Origin of the sequence: Clostridium bowmanii (assembly GCF_018861315.1) — a bacterium.
Taxonomy (GTDB): Bacteria; Bacillota; Clostridia; order Clostridiales; family Clostridiaceae; genus Clostridium_AD; species Clostridium_AD bowmanii.
This window is the reverse complement of the sequence record NZ_JAHLDL010000026.1, coordinates 31,931-54,547: the sequence shown is the minus strand read 5'-3', so window position 1 is coordinate 54,547 and position 22,617 is coordinate 31,931. Positions and strand designations below refer to the sequence as shown.

Annotated in this window: 20 protein-coding genes, 1 pseudogene and 1 riboswitch; of the genes and pseudogenes, 20 read left to right on the top strand and 1 reads right to left on the bottom strand. The window is 30.5% G+C overall.

All coding sequences use genetic code 11. From position 1 onward, the window contains the following. Positions 1 to 166: 166 nt before the first annotated feature. The 4 genes from KPL51_RS16405 (at position 167) to KPL51_RS16390 (ending at position 4,586) form a co-directional block, all read left to right on the top strand. Entirely contained in the window at positions 167 to 1,429 is a 1,263-nt protein-coding gene (locus KPL51_RS16405) for a magnesium transporter (protein WP_216163697.1), read from the top strand. Between the two features lie 171 nt (positions 1,430 to 1,600). Beyond that, a complete protein-coding gene (gene sleB / locus KPL51_RS16400; protein ID WP_376770097.1) occupies positions 1,601 to 2,311 on the top strand; it encodes a spore cortex-lytic enzyme in 711 nt (236 codons plus the stop codon). A gap of 351 nt (positions 2,312 to 2,662) precedes the next feature. Then, on the top strand, positions 2,663 to 3,169 hold the full coding sequence (locus KPL51_RS16395) for an RNA polymerase sigma factor (RefSeq protein WP_216163695.1): 507 nt from the start codon (positions 2,663 to 2,665) through the stop codon (positions 3,167 to 3,169). Beyond that, positions 3,162 to 4,586 (top strand): TolB family protein, encoded by a 1,425-nt coding sequence (locus tag KPL51_RS16390; protein WP_216163693.1) that lies wholly within the window; start codon positions 3,162 to 3,164, stop codon positions 4,584 to 4,586. Before KPL51_RS16395 ends, KPL51_RS16390 begins: the two co-directional genes overlap by 8 nt. A gap of 52 nt (positions 4,587 to 4,638) precedes the next feature. Here KPL51_RS16390 and KPL51_RS16385 read toward each other — a convergent pair whose 3' ends face one another. Continuing rightward, complete coding sequence (locus KPL51_RS16385; protein ID WP_216163691.1) at positions 4,639 to 5,679, bottom strand: M42 family metallopeptidase; 1,041 nt, start codon at positions 5,677 to 5,679, stop codon at positions 4,639 to 4,641. Positions 5,680 to 5,868: 189 nt separating this feature from the next. Between KPL51_RS16385 and KPL51_RS16380 the strand changes: the two genes are divergently transcribed. From KPL51_RS16380 to grdB, 16 genes and pseudogenes are all read left to right on the top strand, one after another. Beyond that, complete coding sequence (locus KPL51_RS16380) at positions 5,869 to 7,296, top strand: VanW family protein (protein WP_216163689.1); 1,428 nt, start codon at positions 5,869 to 5,871, stop codon at positions 7,294 to 7,296. Positions 7,297 to 7,915: 619 nt separating this feature from the next. Beyond that, positions 7,916 to 8,857, top strand: coding sequence for an AAA family ATPase (locus tag KPL51_RS16375; RefSeq protein WP_216163688.1), 942 nt, complete (start codon positions 7,916 to 7,918; stop codon positions 8,855 to 8,857). 1 nt (position 8,858) lies between these two features. Beyond that, positions 8,859 to 10,052, top strand: coding sequence for a DUF58 domain-containing protein (locus tag KPL51_RS16370; RefSeq protein ID WP_216163686.1), 1,194 nt, complete (start codon positions 8,859 to 8,861; stop codon positions 10,050 to 10,052). A gap of 4 nt (positions 10,053 to 10,056) precedes the next feature. Then, positions 10,057 to 12,414: a transglutaminase domain-containing protein gene (locus KPL51_RS16365; protein WP_216163684.1), complete on the top strand. Its 2,358-nt coding sequence runs from the start codon at positions 10,057 to 10,059 to the stop codon at positions 12,412 to 12,414. A 121-nt stretch (positions 12,415 to 12,535) separates the two neighbouring features. Further along, positions 12,536 to 13,363 (top strand): Cof-type HAD-IIB family hydrolase, encoded by an 828-nt coding sequence (locus KPL51_RS16360; protein WP_216163682.1) that lies wholly within the window; start codon positions 12,536 to 12,538, stop codon positions 13,361 to 13,363. A gap of 271 nt (positions 13,364 to 13,634) precedes the next feature. Further along, complete coding sequence (locus tag KPL51_RS16355; protein ID WP_216163680.1) at positions 13,635 to 13,943, top strand: hypothetical protein; 309 nt, start codon at positions 13,635 to 13,637, stop codon at positions 13,941 to 13,943. 389 nt (positions 13,944 to 14,332) lie between these two features. Next, complete coding sequence (locus KPL51_RS16350) at positions 14,333 to 15,847, top strand: MutS-related protein (RefSeq protein ID WP_216163751.1); 1,515 nt, start codon at positions 14,333 to 14,335, stop codon at positions 15,845 to 15,847. A gap of 145 nt (positions 15,848 to 15,992) precedes the next feature. Then, entirely contained in the window at positions 15,993 to 16,460 is a 468-nt protein-coding gene (locus KPL51_RS16345) for a tRNA (cytidine(34)-2'-O)-methyltransferase (protein ID WP_216163678.1), read from the top strand. 49 nt (positions 16,461 to 16,509) lie between these two features. Next, positions 16,510 to 16,638, top strand: a pseudogene (locus tag KPL51_RS16340) (DegV family protein); the annotation flags it as partial. Positions 16,639 to 16,667: 29 nt separating this feature from the next. Further along, positions 16,668 to 16,772: a DegV family protein gene (locus tag KPL51_RS16335; RefSeq protein ID WP_216163674.1), complete on the top strand. Its 105-nt coding sequence runs from the start codon at positions 16,668 to 16,670 to the stop codon at positions 16,770 to 16,772. 296 nt (positions 16,773 to 17,068) lie between these two features. After that, positions 17,069 to 17,219, top strand: a riboswitch (glycine riboswitch). A gap of 179 nt (positions 17,220 to 17,398) precedes the next feature. Beyond that, the gene (locus KPL51_RS16330) at positions 17,399 to 17,776 is read left to right on the top strand and encodes a GrdX family protein (protein ID WP_216163672.1); all 378 of its coding nucleotides are present in this window, start codon (positions 17,399 to 17,401) and stop codon (positions 17,774 to 17,776) included. A 45-nt stretch (positions 17,777 to 17,821) separates the two neighbouring features. Further along, complete coding sequence (gene trxB, locus KPL51_RS16325; protein WP_216163670.1) at positions 17,822 to 18,748, top strand: thioredoxin-disulfide reductase; 927 nt, start codon at positions 17,822 to 17,824, stop codon at positions 18,746 to 18,748. A gap of 126 nt (positions 18,749 to 18,874) precedes the next feature. Next, complete coding sequence (locus tag KPL51_RS16320; RefSeq protein ID WP_216163668.1) at positions 18,875 to 19,204, top strand: thioredoxin family protein; 330 nt, start codon at positions 18,875 to 18,877, stop codon at positions 19,202 to 19,204. Positions 19,205 to 19,279: 75 nt separating this feature from the next. Then, the gene (locus KPL51_RS16315; protein WP_216163666.1) at positions 19,280 to 20,566 is read left to right on the top strand and encodes a glycine/sarcosine/betaine reductase component B subunit; all 1,287 of its coding nucleotides are present in this window, start codon (positions 19,280 to 19,282) and stop codon (positions 20,564 to 20,566) included. Between the two features lie 95 nt (positions 20,567 to 20,661). Next, the gene (gene grdA, locus KPL51_RS16310) at positions 20,662 to 21,138 is read left to right on the top strand and encodes a glycine/sarcosine/betaine reductase complex selenoprotein A (RefSeq protein WP_216163664.1); all 477 of its coding nucleotides are present in this window, start codon (positions 20,662 to 20,664) and stop codon (positions 21,136 to 21,138) included. A 126-nt stretch (positions 21,139 to 21,264) separates the two neighbouring features. Further along, a complete protein-coding gene (gene grdB, locus KPL51_RS16305) occupies positions 21,265 to 22,572 on the top strand; it encodes a glycine reductase complex selenoprotein B (protein WP_216163662.1) in 1,308 nt (435 codons plus the stop codon). The last annotated feature ends 45 nt before the right edge of the window (positions 22,573 to 22,617 follow it).

Here is a 22,617-nt window from a genome sequence, read left to right as displayed (position 1 = left end):
AGCATTTAAAAGAGTATAATGGACAACTTTAAATGGATTTCTCTTTTTTAGTTGCATTTTGAAGTATATATAATATAATTATATAGAGATAATATTTTTTTAATTTAAATTAACATGTAAAAATGTACATATATATATATGAAAATTTTATAGGTGGTGAAGCTAAATGGAAAAGATTTCTGTGTTTTTTTTAAGTAAAGTACTAAATCAAAATGTGTATGATGAATTTGATGATAATATTGGCAAGTTATATGATATTTATGTTACTACTGAACAGGGATATCCAAGAGTTATAGGATATAAAATTAAAAAAGGTAGAGAAATTTATAATTATGAATTTAGGAATGTTGAAATATATAAAGAAGAAAAGGGAATAAATTTAAGAGTAAGAGGAGTTAAAGATATAATTCCTAGAAAATTTTCTTACCTTTTATCTAAAAATTTGTTGAACAAACAAATAGTTGATGTTAACGGCAAGAAGGTGGTTAAAGTAAATGATTTAACTATGAATAAGATTGGTGGAGAAATAAGGGTTGTCACCGTAGAATCCGGTATTATCGCAGCTACGAGAAAATATAAATTAGATGGGATAATTAGATTTTTATATGATATATTGGGTAAAAAGCCCAGGGAAAATAGTATAACCTGGGAAAGTGTTCAATCTTTAGAAATGGTAGCAGATTCGCTAAAATTAACCCAGCCCTATGGAAAATTAACTAAGCTCCATCCAGCAGATCTTGCAGACATTTTAGAGGGACTGGATACTGAGGCTCGAAATAATATTTTTGAAAGCTTAGACAAAGATTTGGCAGCAGATACACTAGAGGCATTACAACCAGAAGTTCAAGCAGATATTTTAAGCACTATAAACAACATACGTGCACAAGAGATTTTAGATGAGATGCCCAATGATGAAATTGCGGATATTTTAGATGAAATGAAGGAAGTAGATGCAGAAAAAATTCTTCTGAATTTTAGCAAAGAGGATGAAGAAGAAATCAGAAATCTTATGGAGTATCCAGATGAAGTTGTTGGAAGCATAATGAATAAAGATTTTATATCTTTTAATGTAAATATTACAGCTAGTGAAACTATAGAAATTTTAAGGGAACTTCAACCTGATGATGAAGTAATACATTATATTTATATTATAGATGAGGATGAAAAACTTCAAGGGTCCATTTCACTCAGGGACCTAGTACTTTCAGCTCCAGCGCAGAAATTAAAAGACATTATGGATGAAAAAGTTATTAAAATTAAAGATTGCCAAGATATTGAGGATGCTGTTGAAGTGGCATTAAAATATGATTTAATATCTTTACCCGTAGTGGACATGGACGAAAAGTTATGTGGAATAGTAATTATGAACGATATAATTGAAGAACTATTGTCTCCTAGATGGAAAAGAAAGCTTAAAAAGATCATATAATAATACATTGTGTTACTAAATTAGATTAAAGTAGCGCAGTGTATTTTTTTTGGAATTTGGCGCAAACTAATGCTATTAATAAAGTGTAGATATTAGGTATATAAAATAAATAGTATACTAAGGTGCTATTTACTTGATACTACTTAATTTTGAGGAGGAATACCTTTGAAGATTAATAAACATATACTCAAAAAATGCATTGGTGTAGCCATGATTATTTTAATTGCATATTTTGCAAGTGAATCTTATTTTAATATTTCTAGTAAGGCAGTTGTATCGCAGGTTTACAAATATGGGTCGAAAGGTGATCAGGTTAAACAAATTCAAACAAAATTAAAGAAATGGGGATATTATAATAATGGTGTTGATGGAATATATGGTTACAATACCTACCTTTCTGTTAAGTCGTTTCAAACAAGCAATGGATTTAAGGCAGATGGAGTGGCAGGAAGCCAAACACTAGCAGCTATAGGGATTAATACTAGTACAGCAAATTCTAGTGGAACAACTTCTAGCAATAACGTAACTAACAATAAGGATGTGGATCTAATAGCTAGACTTATAAATGGTGAGGCTAGAGGAGAACCTTATGAAGGGCAAGTGGCAGTTGGCGCAGTAATTTTAAATAGAACTACAGATGCTAGATTTCCATCTACAATAGCAGGAGTGATTTATCAACCAGGGGCATTTACTGCTATAGTAGATGGACAAATAAATGCAAAAATTGAAGCGGACTCTATAAGAGCTGCCAGGGATGCAATAAATGGATGGGACCCTTCCGGCGGAGCAGTATTTTATTTTAATCCAGCAACAAGCACTAATAAGTGGATATGGTCACGACCACTTATAAAAATAATTGGTAAGCATAGATTTTGTAGCTAGTTAAAAATATCTAAAGTAAAATGTGATGCGCATTATTGTAATATTTATATAAAAAAGCTAGTGGTAATTTTCTATTGAAAATTACCACTAGCTTTTTTATGAATTTTTATAATTATTATATAGGGTACAGCTTGCGGAAAACAATGTGTATTATTTTATAATAAAAAAATATTTTGGAAATATAGTTAGTATTATTCAAAATATGGTATAATATTTCTATATATTTCAAAAAAAATCCATAAAATTTAGTAAAATATGCAACTAAATATAAAAAACCACGTATATTAATCGAAATGTTTTTTTAATAATCAGTGGTATTAAAATAACAAATTATAATGGGGGTACCGCTTAATGCAAAGTAAGTTCGAACAGCTTTATGATATGTACTATGATTGTGTTTACAGATATATTTTTGTTTCAGTAAAAAACAAATGGAATGCAGAAGATATAATCGCTACTGTATTTACTAAAATATTTGAAAACAAGGATAAAATCACTGAGGTAGAAGAAAGTAAAAATTGGATTTTTCGTATAGCTCATAATACTATTATAGATTTTTATAGAAAAAACAGTAAAGTAATCCCTATTGAAAACTTTTTGGATATAGGTGACGAAGATTTTGGATATGAAGATATTGTTATCAGAGATGAGTTTAATGGAGTAAGCAAAATAATTGATGTATTACCAGAAGATACTAAAAAAATGCTTTATTTAAGATTTTATGGTGGTCTAAAATTCAGAGAAATTGCAGAAGTAGTAAATATAACAGAAAATACTGTTAAGTCAACTATTTCAAGAGCTATAAAGAAAATTAAAAAAAATTATGAACATAGTTTAAGAGGTGATATAAGTGGTTAGCAATGATTTTTATGTAGAAAAGTTATTGTGTAAGGATGCAACAAAGATTGTTATTGATGAGGAATTCAAATGTGATCTAAAAAATAGGATAATGTTTGGTGATAAATACAGCAACGTTACACAACTGCCTAAATGTAAAGATAGATTTAAGAAAAACAAGTATTTCAAAATTGCTTCAGGCTTTGTAATTTGCGTAGTTGTAAGTGGGACAATATTTAAGGCTATAGATGTTCCAAGCATGAGTATATTTACAAAGAACAAATTAACTCCCGATGTTATTACGCCAATAGCGACTGGGAAAATTTCAACTAAAGTTGAGGGTGAAAAAACAAACGTGTTGAAACCTAAAGATGCGTTAGCAAGTAAAAATAAAGTGAATACGATACCAGTTATAGTAAAGGATAGTAAAAGTAGTGCTGTTGATAAAACATTGGAAAAGGATACCAAAGCAAATGATGCTACAATAAAAAAAGAAAATGATAAAGTGAATTCCGTAGACAAGGATCCTGTAATACCTGATAGTGTAGATAACACTGGTAAAGATGATGGAGTTTTAACAGAGGTTATGGTTTCTATAAAGGCATCTAATGGATCTAATGCAACTAATGTACCAAAAATGGAGAACGTAAAAGATGATGTAACTTCTAGTTTGAAAATCTATGACTCAAGTTATTCACTTGGTGAAAAGAGCTTAGTTAATGTTAAAGAAGGCGCTATATATGTGAAGGATATAGAATCTTCAAAAGAAAAAAAATTAATCGATTATAATGAGAAGACTCAAATAGTTGAAAAACCTAATTTCACACCAAATAATGAAATAATTTATTATAAAGCAGAAAAGGTAACTACAGAGAATGGAGACAGTGTAGCAAAAAATGGTGCAATCTATTTAACTGACAAAAATGGGCAAGAGTCTAGTAAAATTGTAGATGGAAAAAATCCTATGATATCTAAAGATGGTGTGAATTTAGTATATGAAATTGAAGGTAAAATATATATTTTAAATTTAGCATCGAAAAATAAAAGGTTTGTAGATGATGGTAAAGAACCTGCATTTTCTGATGATGGTAACACAATAAGTTATGTAAAAGAAGGTAAAGAAACTCAGAACTATGATTCCAGTACTGGTAAAAAAGATCTTTATATTCAAAAGACATTTTCAAGTTTATGGGTTTTTGATTTAGCAACTGAAAAAACACATAGTTTAACAGATAATGAAGTAAACATCAATAATAAAAACATTCAATCTTGGGCGAATGCTGTAAAAAATGGCAGTGTTACTACCGATCTTAAAGTAACTAGTAAATACAGCTACTTCGAGAGTGTTTGGTCTTCTAATAATAAAGAAATATATGTTATTAGGAAAAACAATGATTTAAAAATATTTGAGCTTATTAAGGTTGAATTAAATAAGTAATTAGAATATGAAATTGGTAGTAGGAATTTTTCTACTACCAATTTTTTATCCACTATTCTTGTGAACAGTATGAAATTATTAATTTTAAAGTACATAATATGGAATCCATATGAGTTCTCTCATAGCCGTGTGATGCAAAAATTCCAGCTCCAATTAGTGCTGTTTTTATGTCATAGCCAGCTCTTAGAGCGGCTGAAGCATCGGAACCATAGTGTGGATAAACGTCTATTTTATAATCTATATTTTCTTTTTTACAAATTTCTGTTAACTTTTTTCTAAGTCCTAAATCATAAGGGCCACTAGAGTCTTTAGCACAGATGCATACACTATATTCAGAAGAATTTTGATCAAGTCCTGGACAACCCATGTCTACAGATAAAAACTCCTTAGTATTTTCTGGTAATGAGGCAGAAGCACCATGCCCAACCTCTTCATAATTGCTAATGAATATATTGGTTGTATATGGGAGTTCAATCTTATTATCTACTATGTATTTGATGGCATAAAGTAGAATAGCAACTGAAGCTTTGTCATCTAAGTGTCTAGATTTTATAAAGCCTTTTTCAGTAAATAGTGTTCTCGCACTAAAGCAAATGAAATCGCCAACACTGATTTCTAATTTTTCAACTTCTTCTTTTGAAGAAATTTTTTCATCAAGAATAACCTCCATATTTTCAGAATCTCTTTTAAGCTCACGAGCATCATTACCGCTAATATGTACTGAAGGTTTTGTGCTTTGAATAGTACCAGTGAAAATTTTGCCAAGGACAGTTTCTATGGTACAGTTTTCACCTTCTATTGAATTCATCATGTACCCACCTATAGGATCCAATGCCAATGAACCGGTGGAATTGATTTTTTTAACCATTGCTCCAAGGGTATCTACATGAGCAGAAAGAGTTCTTTGATAATCATTGTTTTTACCTTTTAAGGTAGCCACAACCGCACCTTTATTAGTGGTGAAATGCGGTATGTTTAAAGTGTCAAGCTCTTCTTTTATGTAGTCCATGATTTTATCAGTGTAACCTGAAGGGCTAGATATTGATAAAATGCTCTTCAAATAGTATTTAATCTTATCTTCGTTATAACTCATATTATCACTCCTTCGATATGAAATTAGTATTGGCATAATATTATCATAAAAAATGTTAAATTTAAACCCAAAGATTTAGCCGGAAATAATAAATAGATGTAAAAATATCAGATATAAGAATAATAAAAGTGTATAGGCTTATTAGTATCTTTGTAGTATACTATCAAGGAGTGGAAAAGGAGATTTTATATGAAGAAAAAAACAATTATAATGACTGGAATTTTAATTTTGGTAGGTATTATTATTTTTACAAGCTATTCTTATGTTAAAGTAAAACATTGGGATTCGCTAATTTTACCTACAGTTAAAATAGAAAATGAAGATTTAACAGGTAAGACTAAGGAAGAAGCCCAAAAGATAATGATGGACAAGTATTCAAGTCAGGTAGTAAAGAAAAAAATAGAAATAAAAACTGATGAGAAAAAATACACCTTAGACTATGCAATGTTAGATGCTAAGTATGATATCAATCAGGCAATAGATAAGGCATATAGTTATGGAAGAGACATGAATATGTTTCAAAAATATAAAGCTACAACTTTTCCTACACAGAAGTCAATAAAGCTAACATTTGAATACAATGATAAAATCGTTGATCAAATGTTAGGAGATATAGCTAAAGATACAAATAAAAAGGCTGTAAACGCAACTCTAACTATGGCGAGTAGTGGTAAGTTTAATGTCACTAATGAAACTATTGGAAGGAAACTCGAAGAGGATAAATTAAAAAAAGACATTAAAAGCAAAATCAACGGTGTCATTTCAGAAGATGCTGTAAGCATTGTGGCTCCAGTAACACAATTAAAGCCTAAAGTAACAGCTACTGCTTTAAAGGCAATAAACACTAAAATATCTAGTTATTCTACGAACTTTTCAAGTTCAGCAGAAGGCAGGTCAACTAATATAGGACTATCTACTAGAAGCATTAGTGGTACGTTACTTATGCCTGGTGATGTCTTTAGTTTTAATGGTACAGTAGGGGAGAGAACCTCAGAAAGAGGATATCAAAGTGCTGGAGTAATTATTGGAGATAAAATAGAGCAAGGTCTAGGTGGAGGAATATGCCAGGTTTCATCTACTCTATATAATGCAATTCTGGGTACTGGACTTGATTCTGTAGAAAGAACTCATCATACAATTTCTTCAGGGTATATCCCAAAAGGGCAAGATGCCACGGTTGATTATGGTAATCTTGATTATAAATTTAAGAATACTTTTAAGTACCCAGTATATATTGAAGGCTTTGTATCAGACAGGAATGTATATTTTAATGTTTATTCTAATTCTACATTAACTAAAAAATCTTATGAAATAGTAAGTGAAATATTGGAAGTTACTCAACCAACTACTGAGGTAATAAAAGATTCAACTAAGTATGAAGATGAAAGTGAAATTGTTAAAACAGGTTATAATGGTTATATAGTTAAAGTATCTAGAAAAACCTATGAAAATGGTAAGCTAATTGATACTACGGTTATAAATAAAGATACATTTAATGTTATCAATGGTATTGTAAAAGTTGGTACTAAAAAGAAGACCACAATAGTTCCAGTAGTACCACCAGTAGTGCCACCAGCAGTACCACCAGTGGTACCTCCGGTTGTGACACCTCAATAATAGATATTTATGAAAACATAGCGAGTTAGATAACGCTATGTTTTTTCTTATATTATGCTTTAACTAAAAGTATATATTGCTAGAATGCATTCACATCGCCAAGTAATTCTAAAATTTATTTTATCTGCACCTGCTAAAAAATGCAAACTCGCTGACACTCAAACATGCATTTTTCTATACGCAGCTATAAATAAAATAAATTAAGAATTACTAGGCTTGTTCAAATACATTCTTAGCAATATATACTTTTGTTAGCATAATATAAGAAAAAACTCACCATTTACGAAATATATGTTATTTTATAAATGTGTAACTAGTCCTAATAGTTAGTAGTCTTGTCAGGTTTATTAAAATATTATATTCGCATAAGAAGAATTTCTAAATCAATTTTTATAGTTTGGTCGTCTCTTATTGCAAGTCACTTAGGAGAAACTACCTATAGTGTTCCTACAAAAGGTGCGTGAAATATAATTTTGTTAGCATAATATAAATTGAAAATTCAGAATTAAATCTAAGTTTAATAATTGAATTAATGGATATATCATGAAAATGATGATATTATATAATTACTATAATATTATAGGTTTTATATCCTAAAGCATGGTGAGGAGGATAAATTATGACAAATGATGTGGAATTAGTACAAAGGATTGCAGATAACATTGGAAAGGTTATATTGGGAAAGAGACTTGAAATTTACAATATATTAAAAGGAATATTAGCCAATGGTCATATTTTAATTGAAGATGTTCCGGGGGTAGGAAAAACCACACTTATTAAAGCTTTGGCTAAGTCATTAAATCTGTCATATAATAGAATCCAATTTACGCCAGATCTTTTACCTTCAGATATTATTGGGGTTTCTATATATAGCCAAAAAACCATGGAGTTTGAATATAAAATGGGACCTATTTTTTCTAATATTATATTGGCCGATGAGATAAATAGGACATCTCCTAAAACACAGTCTGCACTACTTGAAGCAATGGAAGAAAAACAAATTTCTGAAAATGGAGTTACATATAAACTAAAAGAGCCGTTTTTAGTTTTAGCAACTGAAAATCCTATAGAATACGAGGGGACCTTTTCATTACCGGAGGCGCAACTAGATAGATTTATGATTAAGGTGAAAATAGGTTACCCTGAAACAGATTCCGAAGTTAATATATTAGATTTATATAGGCAAAGTAATCCTTTTGAAGAGCTAAAACCTGTTGCCACGGAGGACGATATTTTATATTTGCAGAAAAAAGTCAGGGATGTACATGTAGAAAAAGAGTTAAATGAATATATAGTTAAGATAGTTAATGCCACTAGGCATAATAGCTTTATATTGCTAGGGGCAAGCATAAGAGCATCCTTAGCACTTCAAAGAGTTGCACAAGCCACTGCGCTTATAAATGGACGAGATTATATTATACCTGAGGACATACGGGTAAATGTAATGATTGTCTTAAGTCATAGAATAACCTTGACTTCATCAGCTAGAGCTAATAATTATACTACGCAGCAGGTAATTGTAGATATTTTAAAAAAAATTCAAGTTCCTAAGGTGAAATAAGATGATAAGGGTTAATAAAAAAATAATAGTTCTGAGTATAATAGTACTTATTTTCGCTTATATTTCAGGAGGTAATCTACCCTATTCAATATTTTATGTGTTTGCAGTTACCATAATTTTAGGAATAATTTATATGTTTATATCTAAAAAGAGTTTGAGCGCCAAATTAAGATATGACAGTAAATCTTATAATGTGGGAGACAGCGCTAATATAACAATAATAGTAGGAAATTCAGGGATAATACCCACACCCTATGTTTACGTAGAAAGTAAAATATTAGGTTCATTAATAGAAGGATACTGTGGAGATTTTATTTTTATTGGTATAGACAAGAGTAAATGGATCGTTAATAAAATATTTTTTAAAAAAAGGGGAATTTATGATTTTGGAGATATTCATTTGGAAGTAAGTGACCTGTTTTGTATTTTTACATCAATAATAAATATCCACAACAAACTTGATATTAGAGTATATCCTAAGATATATGATCTATTTGATATAAAATTGTGTGGGCAAGATAGTTATGAAAATCTTATTAATAGCAAAAGTGGAATTGATGATTTTACATTGATCAAAGACATAAGAAAGTATAATACAGGCGATAATCTTAAAAAAGTACATTGGAAATTAAGTGCCAAGCATGGAGAATTGTATGTGAAGAATTTTGATTCGATTTCTGGAAAAGAATGCAATTTATTTATGGATATGCATATTGATAACCTGCAAAATGGGTTGAGTGAAATTATTGAGGAAGATATGGTGGATTTCTCATTATCTTTAACTAAATATATGATGAATACTAAAATTAAAACTACCTTGTTTATAAATGCAAAGGAGCAAAAGGAAATGCACGTGGAGTGCAAGGAAGATTTTCTTGGGGTAATGGAATTGTTCTTAAAGACTAAAAGTGATGGGACCTTAGAATTTACTAGCTTTATAAAGTCAAATTTAAAGCATATAGCTAAAGGTAATTGGATAGGAATTGTAAGTATATCTGTTGACGATACATTAAGGGATCTCCTTATCAATTTAAAAGAAATGCGATATAGAGTTAGTGTGTTTTACTATGCAAAGTCCACACATGAATTTAAAAACAATAATATTGTTAAAAATATCGATCTTCATAAAAATATTACCCTTCTTAAGAATTTAGGAATAGAATGCATTAATTTTAAGGAACTCATAGAGAGGTGAAGCAATGCAGTGGATAAGGGGAAAACTCATATATATAGTTCTAATTATTATAAACTTGAACTTTAGTTTAAGACTTTTAGAAAAAGGCATATACATTAAAAATTTCAATTATGGATTTACAAGTTTATTAGGTTTAATTGGTTTTTTAATTTATTGGTTTTATGATTACGTCCTGAAAAAAGGAAAATATAGGGTCTTGTTTACATTATTTATATTTAGTGTGGGTGGTGCCCTTTATCTTAAAAAAGCTAAATTTGTTAATGATATAGTAAATCAGTATATTTTAAAAAATATTATCAGTCTAAATGACCTTATATATGAAGGCGCTATTACTTACTTTTATCAATACAAAATTGTATTAATTATAGGTATTCCTTTAATTACTGCACTAATTTTATGGATAACATTTAGGTTTATGAAGAAATTTATATTGATATTTTCTCTTGGTGTGGTAATTACTTTATGGTTTTCTAATTCTTATGCCGTGGTTAAGGAGTATTTGTTTTTATATCTATTTATTTCTTTATTTACTTTTCTTATTATGAGTTATATAAAAAGGATTCAGCAATATAAAAATGAAGGAGTAAACGTATATTTTAACTTTGCTCCCATTTTAATCTATGGAGTTATAATATCTTTAGCAATATCTCAAATAGCTCTTATTCTACCACAGGAATATAAGGGGCGAGACCTAAGTCGTTTTGGAAATTATTTTGAGAATAAATTTGCATCAAAAACTTCTGAAACCTCTTCAGCAAATAAAGATAGATATAGTTTATCTAGTTCTGGGTATGCTAGTAATGATAAAAAATTGGGTGGACCAATTACATTAAATTACCAAGAAGTTTTTAAGGTTAAAAGTGATAAACCTTATTATTTAAAGAGCAATGTTAAGGATCTTTATGATGGGAATAAGTGGACCAAAGCTAATGAAAATTATTATAAAAAAATAGACAGTAGTTATATGGAAATTTTAAAATATGGAAAAAGTTCAATTGACATTAGAAATTCATTAACTATATATCCTGGTAAAAAATTTAAAACTAATACAATATTCGTACCTAACTATACATTTAATGTGGATGTGGAGGGAACTTTGTTTTACGATAAGGCGCCTTCAGTCTTAAGTGAGGATGCAGTTACAAAACCCTATAAAGTAGATTTTTATAGATATACAGATGTAATTGACACTATTGAGAATATAAGCGATTCCAGACAAAGGATTTTAAATAAAATTGATTATACATTAAATGATGAATATTATTTGCCTATGGATTATTTGTTGCAACCTAAATATAAGGATATAAATACATTAATTAATAAAAATTCTGCCATTGAAGATAGATATTCATATAAATACAGTGAGGATTTAGAAATAGTAAAAAATTATGGGGAGTATCTTCAGGTACCAGGAAATATTTCTAAAAGGACATACGATTTAGTCCAGGACATCACAAAAAATTCTAATTCTAGCATAGAAAAGGTATTGCAAATAAAAAAGTATTTAACAAAAAATTATGTGTATGATCTACAGGTTTCAGTGATACCTGAGAATATTGAATTTATTGATTATTTTTTATTCGTGGAAAAAAGAGGGTATTGTACTTATTTTAATACAGCAATGACTGTAATGTGTAGGATTGCGGGAGTACCTGCAAGATATGCAGAAGGGTTTAAAACACCTGATAAAAAAGATGCTAGTGGATTATATAGTGTTTCTAATTCTGATGCTCATGCTTGGTGTGAAGTTTTACTTGGGGCCTTGGAATATTCAAATATGTGGACAATAGCAGATGCATCCCCTACTGCCTCAGAGGAGATTCAAAGAAAACTAAAAGAGTTTGAAGAAGAGCAGAAAAATAGTGGAAATAACGGTGAAGTTGATATAAACATGATTCGGAAGCCACAAAATATTATAGGGGATATTGAGCCTGCAGAGAAAGCAGCAGGAGGTAAGGTGGGATTACTTTCAGATGTGCAACTTAGGACGATACTTATATTAACTGTAGTCATATTATTTATACTTATGAGAATTCTAAAAGTATTGATAAGGCGGAATAAACTATTAAAGTCTGAAAAAGTAGCACCACTATATAATTACTACCTTTGTAGATTAGCTGTGGTACAGATAGTTAAGCCAGAATATCAAGGAGATTTGGAATTTGCGGAGGGCATAACAAATTCTGAGCTTAAAGAAAGAATGAAAATTTTAGTTACAGGGGCATATGAAGAGTTTTATGGTAAACACTCAGCGATGATTCTAAATAATAGTGAGTACTATGTATTTCTGGAGAAGTATTTGAAAGATTATCAAGGAAGGGTTCAATATTTATTGAAGAAATACTTAGGCATATATAAATAAGATTCATTAGGCTAGGCTATATAAAATATGTTTTATAGGATACACTATTAATAATAGCTTGGTCTATTTTCTATGTACTTAAGACTATTTAATAAAAAACATAAGAAGGAAGGCAAAAAGCATGGAATATAAATTAATATGTATTGATATGGATGGCACTTTATTAAATGATAAGAAAGTTATTAGTGATAAAAATCTTAAAGCTATAAGGTTAGCTAGTGAAAAAGGTGTAAGGATTGCAGTGTGTACGGGAAGAATTTTTACTTCTGCTGACTTTTTCTCTGAGATTTTGGGGGTTAAGTCACCAGTAATAGCTTCTAATGGTGCTTATATTAGGGAAAAAGATAGAGATGAAGTAGTTTACAAGTCAACACTTGGAGTGGAAAAATGTAAGAAACTTTTAGAAGTTTTTAGGCAGTACAGTTTATATCCACACTTTTATACTAGCAATATAGTTTTTACGGAAAAATTAATATATTCTTCCCGTTTTTATGAGGAAGTTAATAAAACACTACCAAAAGATAATCAGGTTAAAATAATGCTGGTTAAAGATTGGAATGAAATATTTGAAAAATATGAAAGAGAAATTTTTAAGGGCATAGCAGTAGATGATGATTTAGATAAATTGCAGTGTGCTAAAAATAAGTTGAAAGGTATGGATGATTTTGAAGTGGTAAGTTCCCGTTTTGATAATTTCGAAGTAATGAATAAGGGTGTATCAAAGGGAAGTGCGGTTAAAATTTTAGGAGATTATTATGGCATAAAAAGTGAGCAGATTATTTGCATAGGGGATAGTGAGAATGATTTATCTATGATTAAATTTGCGGGGCTTGGAGTTGCTATGGAAAATGGGAGTGAGCTTGTGAAAGAGGCTGCAGAGTATATTACTGATAGTAATAATTGCGATGGAGTAGCAAAGGTTATTCAGAAGTTTGTGCTAGAGGTATAAGCAAGTATAAAATTTATCCTGCGTGTCTTGCAAACGAGCTCGGGACCAGAAATTATATTAATAAATTCTAATATTTTGCAAATATAAAATTCTCTAAATAGAATTTCAATGTTCCTTTCGTCTCTTATTGCAAGTCACTCCGGATAAATTTCATACTACCACATGCACTAAAATTGACGAGTATTCTAAAATCCGTTTGTTTGAAGTTACTAAAAAACTAAGATTATATCAAAGAACAAGATTATTGAGGTGCAAATAAGGGGGAATCGAGTTGAATACACTTGGGTTGGCAATTATTGTTGTAGGGGTAGGGTTTCTGATTGAATCTATTATGTTTAAAAATAAAGTTAATATTTACAATAGAAGTGATAAGTTCATAATTGTAAATAAACATGAATTCTTAAGACTTCAGCTGTATATTTCAATTATAAATTCAATGTGTATGAGTGTGTTTGGAATTATAGTAATTATATATAATATACAGTATTCATACGTAGTAGCATATCCAATATTATTTCAATTAATAAATTACACGATAAGGCCAATAAGTAGAAGCAAACAATATATAGAATATAAATAGTAATAGCAACTATATAGTATCCTATTGTGGGGTAAACAAAGGAGATCCTCAATATGAGTGAGAGAATGAATTTGAAAAGATTTATATTTATTGCAATAATTAGTTTTATTTTGTTAACATTACTTAGTATTCATTGGATACCATTTAATTATCCTACAGCAGCTTTGCAGACAGTGTTGTATTGGCAAATACGCGATCAGTTGTTTGTTAGACATCAATATTTTTTTGTGCTAAAACTCCATATTATGATACAATTATAATAGCAAATGTGAAGATGGGTACAAAGGGGGAAATTAAACTTGAATATAGGAAAAAGAGTTTTGAATGTCCTAGGGGAAATAAAAAATAAAAAAATTTTAGGATTAATAAGAAATGATAATAACAAAGGTATGGATAAGGCAAGAAACTTTGAGAAGATTAGAAAATTTTACGATATGAGAGAAAAAGATGAATATACCATAGATGATCAAACATGGTCAGATTTAGATATGAATAAGGTATATGAGAAATTAGATAGGGTCTATAGCAGTTCAGGAGAAGCAGCACTATACTCAATGCTCAGAAATCCGTTAATGGAAGAAGAGAAGTTAAAAAAAAGAGGAAGATTAATTGGATTATTAAATGAAAACAGTAAGTTAAGGGAGAGTCTTCAGTGCATTTTATTTAATTTGAATAATGATTTTAAAAATGGATTTTTAGATATGATAGAAAATAATCTTACCATAAATAAAACAAAATATTATATTTATACTTTTATGGGTAAAATAGTACCATTAACTATTATCCTTCTTTCAATTTTTGTAAATGTGAAATTTATGATAGCACTGTTTGTATTAAGTTATATTAATATTAATATTAACTCTAGGGAAGTAAAAGCTATTAAGACTAATGGTATATTTTATTTAAGAAAAAATATTATTGCAGCTAAAAAAATTGTAAGTATAAATAATAAAGATATTATTTATTATAAAGATAAAATAAACACTATGCTTAAATCCATAAAGGGCATAGACAGAGGCACAAGATTAATAGGATTTATAAATATGTGGGCAGGATTATTTGAACCGCTTTCCGTACTATTTCTTCTAGAAGAAACTGCATATTATTCTATATCTGATAAAATAAAAGAAGAAAAAGAGGTTTTGATGGACCTTTACTACATAGTTGGGGAATTAGAGGCACTAATTTCTATTTCAGGATACGAACATGAACTTAGAGAAGCTTATGTAAAACCTGAGTTTATAAGTGAAGTTACATTGTTTATAAAGGAAGGAATACATCCGCTTATAGAAGATGCTGTTGGAAATTCAATTAGTATAGAAAAAGGTGGTATTGTACTTACAGGTACAAATATGGCTGGGAAGTCTACTTTCTTAAGAATGCTGGGAGTAAATATAATTTTGGCTCAAAGTTTCTATTTTGTTTTAGCTAAAGAGTACAAGGCTCCTTTTTTCAATATAGTTTCATCAATTAGTCCTAATGATGATTTAACAAAGGGGAAAAGTTTCTTTATGGCTGAGGTAGAATCAATTCTTAGGATAATTAAAGCACTAGAAAAAGATGTGCCTGTATTCTGCCCTATAGATGAGATATTTAGGGGTACAAATCCTATAGAGAGAATTTCTATGTCTGCAGAGATATTAAATTATATAAACCAAGGTAAAAGTATTTCTATTGTAGCTACTCATGATAGAGAACTTGTGGATATTTTAAAAGAAAATTATGAGTTTTATTACTTTAGTGAAAAGGTTGATACGCATAAGGGGTTAAGCTTTGATTATAAGATTAAAAAAGGAATTTCTCAAACAAGAAATGCCATTAAACTTTTAGAGTACATGTGTTATCCAAAAGAAATAACAGATAGAGCTTATAAAAGAGCGGAAATCATTGAGAAGTTATTATAGTTTAAGGGCATGTTAATGGGATATTGATTCGCTATATCTTTACTACTTACATAAATTAAGGTAATATGACACTATGTACTTAAATAATTTGAGCAAAATGATTAACAATATTTTTTACTGCCTATAAGGGCAAGGAGGAGAATTTATGAATTTAAATATAGTTTTATTTCAACCTGAGATTCCACAAAATACTGGTAATATAGGAAGGACTTGTGTGCTTACCGATTGTAAACTTCATCTTATTAAACCTTTAGGATTTAGTTTAGAGGAGAAGCAACTTAAAAGAGCAGGACTGGATTATTGGCCTTTTTTAGAACTTGAGATACACGAGTCTTATGAGGCGCTTAGAGAACAATATAAAGATGCAACATTCTACTTTTCTACAACAAAGGCTTCAAACTTATATTCAGAAGTAAAATATAAAAAAGGTGATTTTATAATCTTCGGGCGTGAGTCCTCAGGACTTCCAGATAGTGTTCGAGATAGTGACCCTGAGAGATGTATAAGAGTACCTATGATAAGTACAACAACTAGGTCACTTAATCTTTCCAATACTGTTGCTATTACAGCATATGAAGCTCTTAAACAAATAGGGTTTCCAGAGATGAAATAAGGAATTAATAATTCTGATATCCCCCCATAGGTAAGCGAGGAGGAATAAAATGGACAAGATTAAAATTATAACAGATAGCACTTGTGATTTAAACAGTGAAGTTATTGATAAGTATAATATAGAAGTTTTTCCGCTACTGGTGAACATAGAGAATGAGACTTATATGGATGGGGTAGATAAGGTATTTTAGAGAGTTTTAGAACCCATATGATTCAGCGAGAAATGGATTTTATAGAATGTGAGGTTGGTTGTGTTGTGGGAACACATGCTGGTGAAGGTGCCTGTGGTGTTTTTTATGTTGAAGAGTATTAGAAAATATTCAAATAAGGATTAAGTATGTAATAAAGTATATATTATTTATAATGCAATTATAGGAGTAAATAATTTTTCGATTTTTGTAAAAAAAATTAATGTTATTCGTAAATGATAAAAAAATAACAAACTATTTGATATATAAATCCCTTCTATAGATAATTTGAATAGGTAATATTCGAAATATTGTGGTTTTAACAAAAAAAACAGTGTATACTGTAAATAAATGATAGATAAATAGTCGATAAATAATAAAAGATAAATAAAAAACAAACAAAAACTAAATATTGAAGTGGATGATATTTTAGGGAGATGATCTTAAATTATAATGGGATAAATCTTATATATGTAAAGTGTAAAGATTTAACCTTTTTAAGATAGCCGAAGGAGTAAGTATTGCAGCCTATGCAACATGAATCTCTCAGGCAAAAGTACCAAAAATGGACATACCTCTGGAAAGCGAATAGCACCGACGGAGTAAACCTCTCAGGTTAAAAGACAGAGTATAAGGGCACAAGGGGCTTTTATATCTGTTTTTTTTGTGTTCCCAAATCTGTCTTAGGTGTATATAAGTAAAGTAATAAAGTAATTGATTTGTTTTCTAGAGAACAGTAAGGAGGAATTAGTTGATAGAACCTTTAATTATTGTTACCAATAATCCAATGTCAAAGAAGCAATTTGAAAGCAAGTATAAGGTGGTTTTTATTGAAGGAACTATGATGGATATTTTGAAAAAAGTTAGGGATAATATTCATGTAGGTCATAAATTGCTAACTCACCCTTTAATGAGCAGTATAAAACCAAATGAGACACCTTATAGAACTATTTGCATATCAAAAGAGAGATTATTAAAAGTTGACTTGCAATCGTTATCTATAATAGAAGAGAGCATTATGACTACAGAAAAATTTTTAAAAGATTTCAATACACCACAGTGGAATGAAAAGATATTGCTAGATTTTCAACTTATAGATTTTGATTTAATAGATCATGCTATAAATTAAGCATATGAAAAAAAAGAGTTATGAAAAAATGAGGAGGATGCAATTATGGAACATATTTACGATACTATAATTATTGGCGGGGGTCCTGCGGGATTATCTGCTGGACTTTATGCATCAAGATCAAGAATGGATACTTTAATAATTGAGAGAGCAAAGTTTGGTGGACAAGCGACTACAACAGATGAATTAGATAATTACCCAGGGTCCATTGAGGAGTGTACAGGAACAACACTAAGCAAAAGAATGAAACAACAAGCAGAAGAATTTGGAACAAAATTTGTTAAAGAAGAAGTTATTGAAGTTGAACTTCAAGGTGACATTAAGTCAATTAAATGTAAAAAAGAACTTTATAAAGCTAAAACAATCATAATTGCTACAGGAGCTTACCCAAGACTTGGTGGGTTTAAAAATGAAATAGAATTAAGAGGAAAAGGTGTTTCTTATTGTGCAACCTGCGATGCTGATTTCTTTACAGATCTCGACATTGCGGTACTAGGTGGCGGAGATTCAGCTATATCTGAAGCTATATATTTAGCTAAATTTGGTGAAACTGTTACAGTAATACACAGAAGAGATGAACTTCGAGCTGCTAAGTCTCTTCAAGAAAAAGCTTTTAAAAATCCTAAGATAAAATTTATTTGGGATGCAGTAGTTGTAGAAGCTAAGGGCGAAGAAATTTTAGAAGGCTTAGTTGTAAAAAATGTTAAAACTAATGAACTTACTGATTTAAAGGTAGATGGATGTTTTGTATTTGTAGGATATCTTCCAATTTCAGAATTATTCAAAGGAATGATTACTATGAACGATAGAGGCGACGTCATAACTGATGAAGAGATGAGAACTAACATACCAGGAGTATATGCTGCAGGAGATATAAGAGAAAAATTATTAAGACAAGTAATTACAGCAGCTGCAGATGGTGCAATAGCAGCTACTCATGCTGAACATTACATTGAGGACAAATTTAACTAGTTTATATTTAAAGGTACTATCCTTTTAAATAAAGGAATAATGCTTTTGATTATATATATATATAACACGTTATTGCATTGTAATATAAATGAAATAACTATAACTAAAATTTAGGAGGTATTTGTAATGGTAGAATTAAATAAAGAAAATTTTGAAGCAGAAGTATTAAAATCAGAAATGCCAGTTTTCGTTGATTTTTGGGGCGATAAATGTGAAATATGTATAGAACTTATGCCAGGAGTACATGCTCTTGAAGAAAAATATTCAGATAAAATTAAATTTGCTTCTTTAAACATTGGTGGAGCAAGAAGAACAGCTATTGCCCAAAGGGTTTTAGGTCTTCCAACAATGATTTTATATAAGGGTGGAGAAAAAGTTGCTACAATAACACCTGATAAAATTTCTTCATTAGATGATGTAGAAAACTTTATAAAAGATTACCATAATACATTATAATTTGGTACTAAAGCTTATAGTTATAAAGCTGTAAGCTATTAGATATATTTTTATATATCATAGGAGGTGAATGTTTTGCGTCTAGAAATAGGAAACATATTTATTAAAGATATTCAGTTTGGACCAGAAACAAAGGTTCAGGGTGGAGTTCTCTATGTCAATCAAGAGGAATTATTAAAAGAAGTTTCTGGAGATGAAAGATTAGATAGTATAAATTTTGATATTGCAAGACCAGGTGAAGAAGTTAGAATAATCCCAGTAAAAGACGTAATAGAACCAAGAGTTAAAGTTAGTGGTGGTGGTGGAATATTCCCAGGATTTATTAGTAAAGTTGATACAGTAGGTTCAGGAAGGACTCACGTTCTTAAAGGAGCAGCTGTTATAACTACTGGTAAGATTGTTGGATTCCAAGAAGGAATAGTTGATATGTGTGGAGAAGGAGCTAAATTTACACCTTTCTCAAAGACAAACAACTTAGTAATTACTTGCGAACCAAAAGAGGGAATACTACAACATGATCATGAAGAAGCTGTAAGAATGGTAGGTTTTAAAGCTGCTGTTTATCTTGGCCTAGCTGGAAAAAATGTTGAGCCTGATGAAGTAAAAACATTTGAAACATTACCATTACTTGAGCAGATTAAACTATACCCTGAATTACCAAAAGTAGTGTATGTATATATGCTTCAAACACAGGGTTTATTACATGACACTTATGTTTATGGAGTAGATGCTAAAAAAATAATACCGACTTTTATGTATCCAACAGAAATATTTGATGGAGCTATAGTAAGTGGTAACTGTGTTTCAGCTTGTGACAAAAACCCAAGCTATGTTCATATGAATCATCCAATAATTGAAGATTTATATGAAAGACATGGTAAGGATATAAACTTTATGGGATGTATAATAACAAACGAAAACGTATACCTAGCAGATAAAGAAAGATCTTCAAATATGGTGGCAAAATTAGTTGAATTCATAGGAGCGGATGCTGCTATAATTTCAGAAGAAGGTTTTGGTAATCCAGATGCTGATCTTGTTATGAACTGTAATAAGATAACTGCAAAAGGAGTTAAAACTGTACTCTTAACTGATGAATATGCTGGTCAAGACGGTAGTTCTCAATCACTAGCTGACTCAACACCTCATGGTGATGCAGTTGTAACTGCTGGAAATGCTAATGAAGTAATTAAACTTCCTCCAATGAAGAAAATTATTGGACATATGGAAGCAGCAGATATAATAGCTGGTGGACACATGGGCAGTCTTTCTGAAGATGGTTCCATTTATGCTGAAATTCAAGTTATAACTGGTGCAACTAGTGAAGTAGGATTTAATAATTTAACAGCTAAAGGATATTAATTTTAGTGTAAAAGAAATTTATTTCATATCCAAATAGTTATAGAATTAAATTAAAACTATTAGGATATAATGAAAAATATAAACATGAGAGGAAGATGAAAATGTTAAAAGGGAAAAAAGTTATAGCAATTGGAGATAGAGACGGAATACCAGGACCTGCAATAGAAGCTTGCGTAATATCTGGTGGAGGAGAAGTAGTATTTGCATCAACAGAATGCTTTGTCTGAACAGCCGCAGGAGCTATGGATCTGGAGATCCAACAAAGAGTAAAAGACCTTACTGAAAAGTTTGGCGCTGAGAACATGGTAGTAATCATTGGAGGAGCTGAAGCAGAAGCATCAGGACTTTCAGCAGAAACAGTTGCAGCAGGAGACCCAACATATGCTGGCCCTCTAGCAGGAATTGCATTAGGCCTTGCAGTATACCACATAGTTGAACCAGAAATTAAACAGCAATGTGATGAAGCTGTTTACGAAGAACAATGTGGAATGATGGAAATGGTTTTAGACGTAGATGAAATAATCGGAGAAGTAAAACCAATTAGAGAAGAATTCTCTAAATACACTGTTTAAAGAAATAAAGTAAAAGTAGACGATATACATTATTATAAATACCATAAGATTGCCAATTAGAAGATATCTTATATTAAGATATCTAAGGGAAAATTGTCAATTCCCATTAGAAGGGGGGAGAAATACTTGTTAAAAATAGTTCATTATATAAACCAATTTTATGCTGGAATAGGCGGAGAAGAAAAAGCAAATATTAAACCAGAGGTTAGAGAAGGTGTTGTAGGACCAGGTCTGGGACTTAATGGTTTGTTGAAAAAAGGTGGAGCAGAAATAGTTGCTACTGTAATTTGTGGTGATTCATACTTTGCTGAAAACATAGACGAAGCTCAAGCTGAAATAATAGAGATGGTGAAAAAATACAGTCCTGATTTATTTATAGCTGGACCAGCTTTTAACGCAGGAAGATATGGTATTGCATGTGGTGCCGTAGCTACAGCAGTAAAAGAAAAATTAAATATACCAGTAATGTCTGGAATGTATGTAGAAAATCCAGGTGCTGATATGTATAAGAAACAAGTGTATTTAGTATCAACTAGAAATAGTGCAGTTGGTATGAAAGATGCATTGCCTAAAATGGTGAACTTAGCATTGAAACTTGCTAAAGGTTACGATATAGGAACACCTGCTGAAGATAATTATATTGAAAGAGGTATCAGAAAGAACTATTTCGCTAAGGAAAGAGGATCTAAAAGAGCAGTTGATATGCTTGTTAAGAAGTTAAAGGGAGAAGAATTTGTAACAGAATTCAAAATGCCTACTTTTGATAGAGTTGAACCAAATGATCCTATAGCAGATATAACTAAGGCTAAAATAGCAATAGTTACGTCAGGTGGTATAGTTCCAAAAGGAAATCCAGATCATATAGAGTCTTCAAGTGCTTCTAAGATATGCAAATATGATATACAAGGAATAGATGACTTAACTTCTGTTACTCATGAAACAGCACATGGTGGACACGATCCAGTATATGCTAATGAAGATCCAGATAGAGTTATTCCTGTAGATGTATTAAGAGTCTTAGAAAAAGAAGGAAAAATAGGATCATTACACAGATATTACTATTCAACAGTAGGTAATGGTACAGCAGTTGCATCATCTAAGAAATTTGGTGAAGATACTGCTAGAGAACTAATTGCGGACGGTGTTAATGCAGTTATAGTAACGTCTACATGAGGAACTTGTACACGTTGCGGTGCAACGTTAGTTAAAGAAATAGAAAGAGCTGGACTTCCAGTAGTTCATATGTGTACTATTACTCCAGTTTCAGTAACTGTTGGTGCTAATAGAATTATACCAACAATTGCTATTCCTCACCCACTTGGAAACCCTGCACTAAGTAGGGAAGATGAGTTTAAATTAAGAAGAAAATTAGTGGAGAGAGCATTAGTGGCTCTACAGACTCCTGTAGATGGCCAAAGGGTTTTTGAAGACTAATATTTAACTGATTATTGAATGAATTAGGGAACTTTTAAGTTCCCT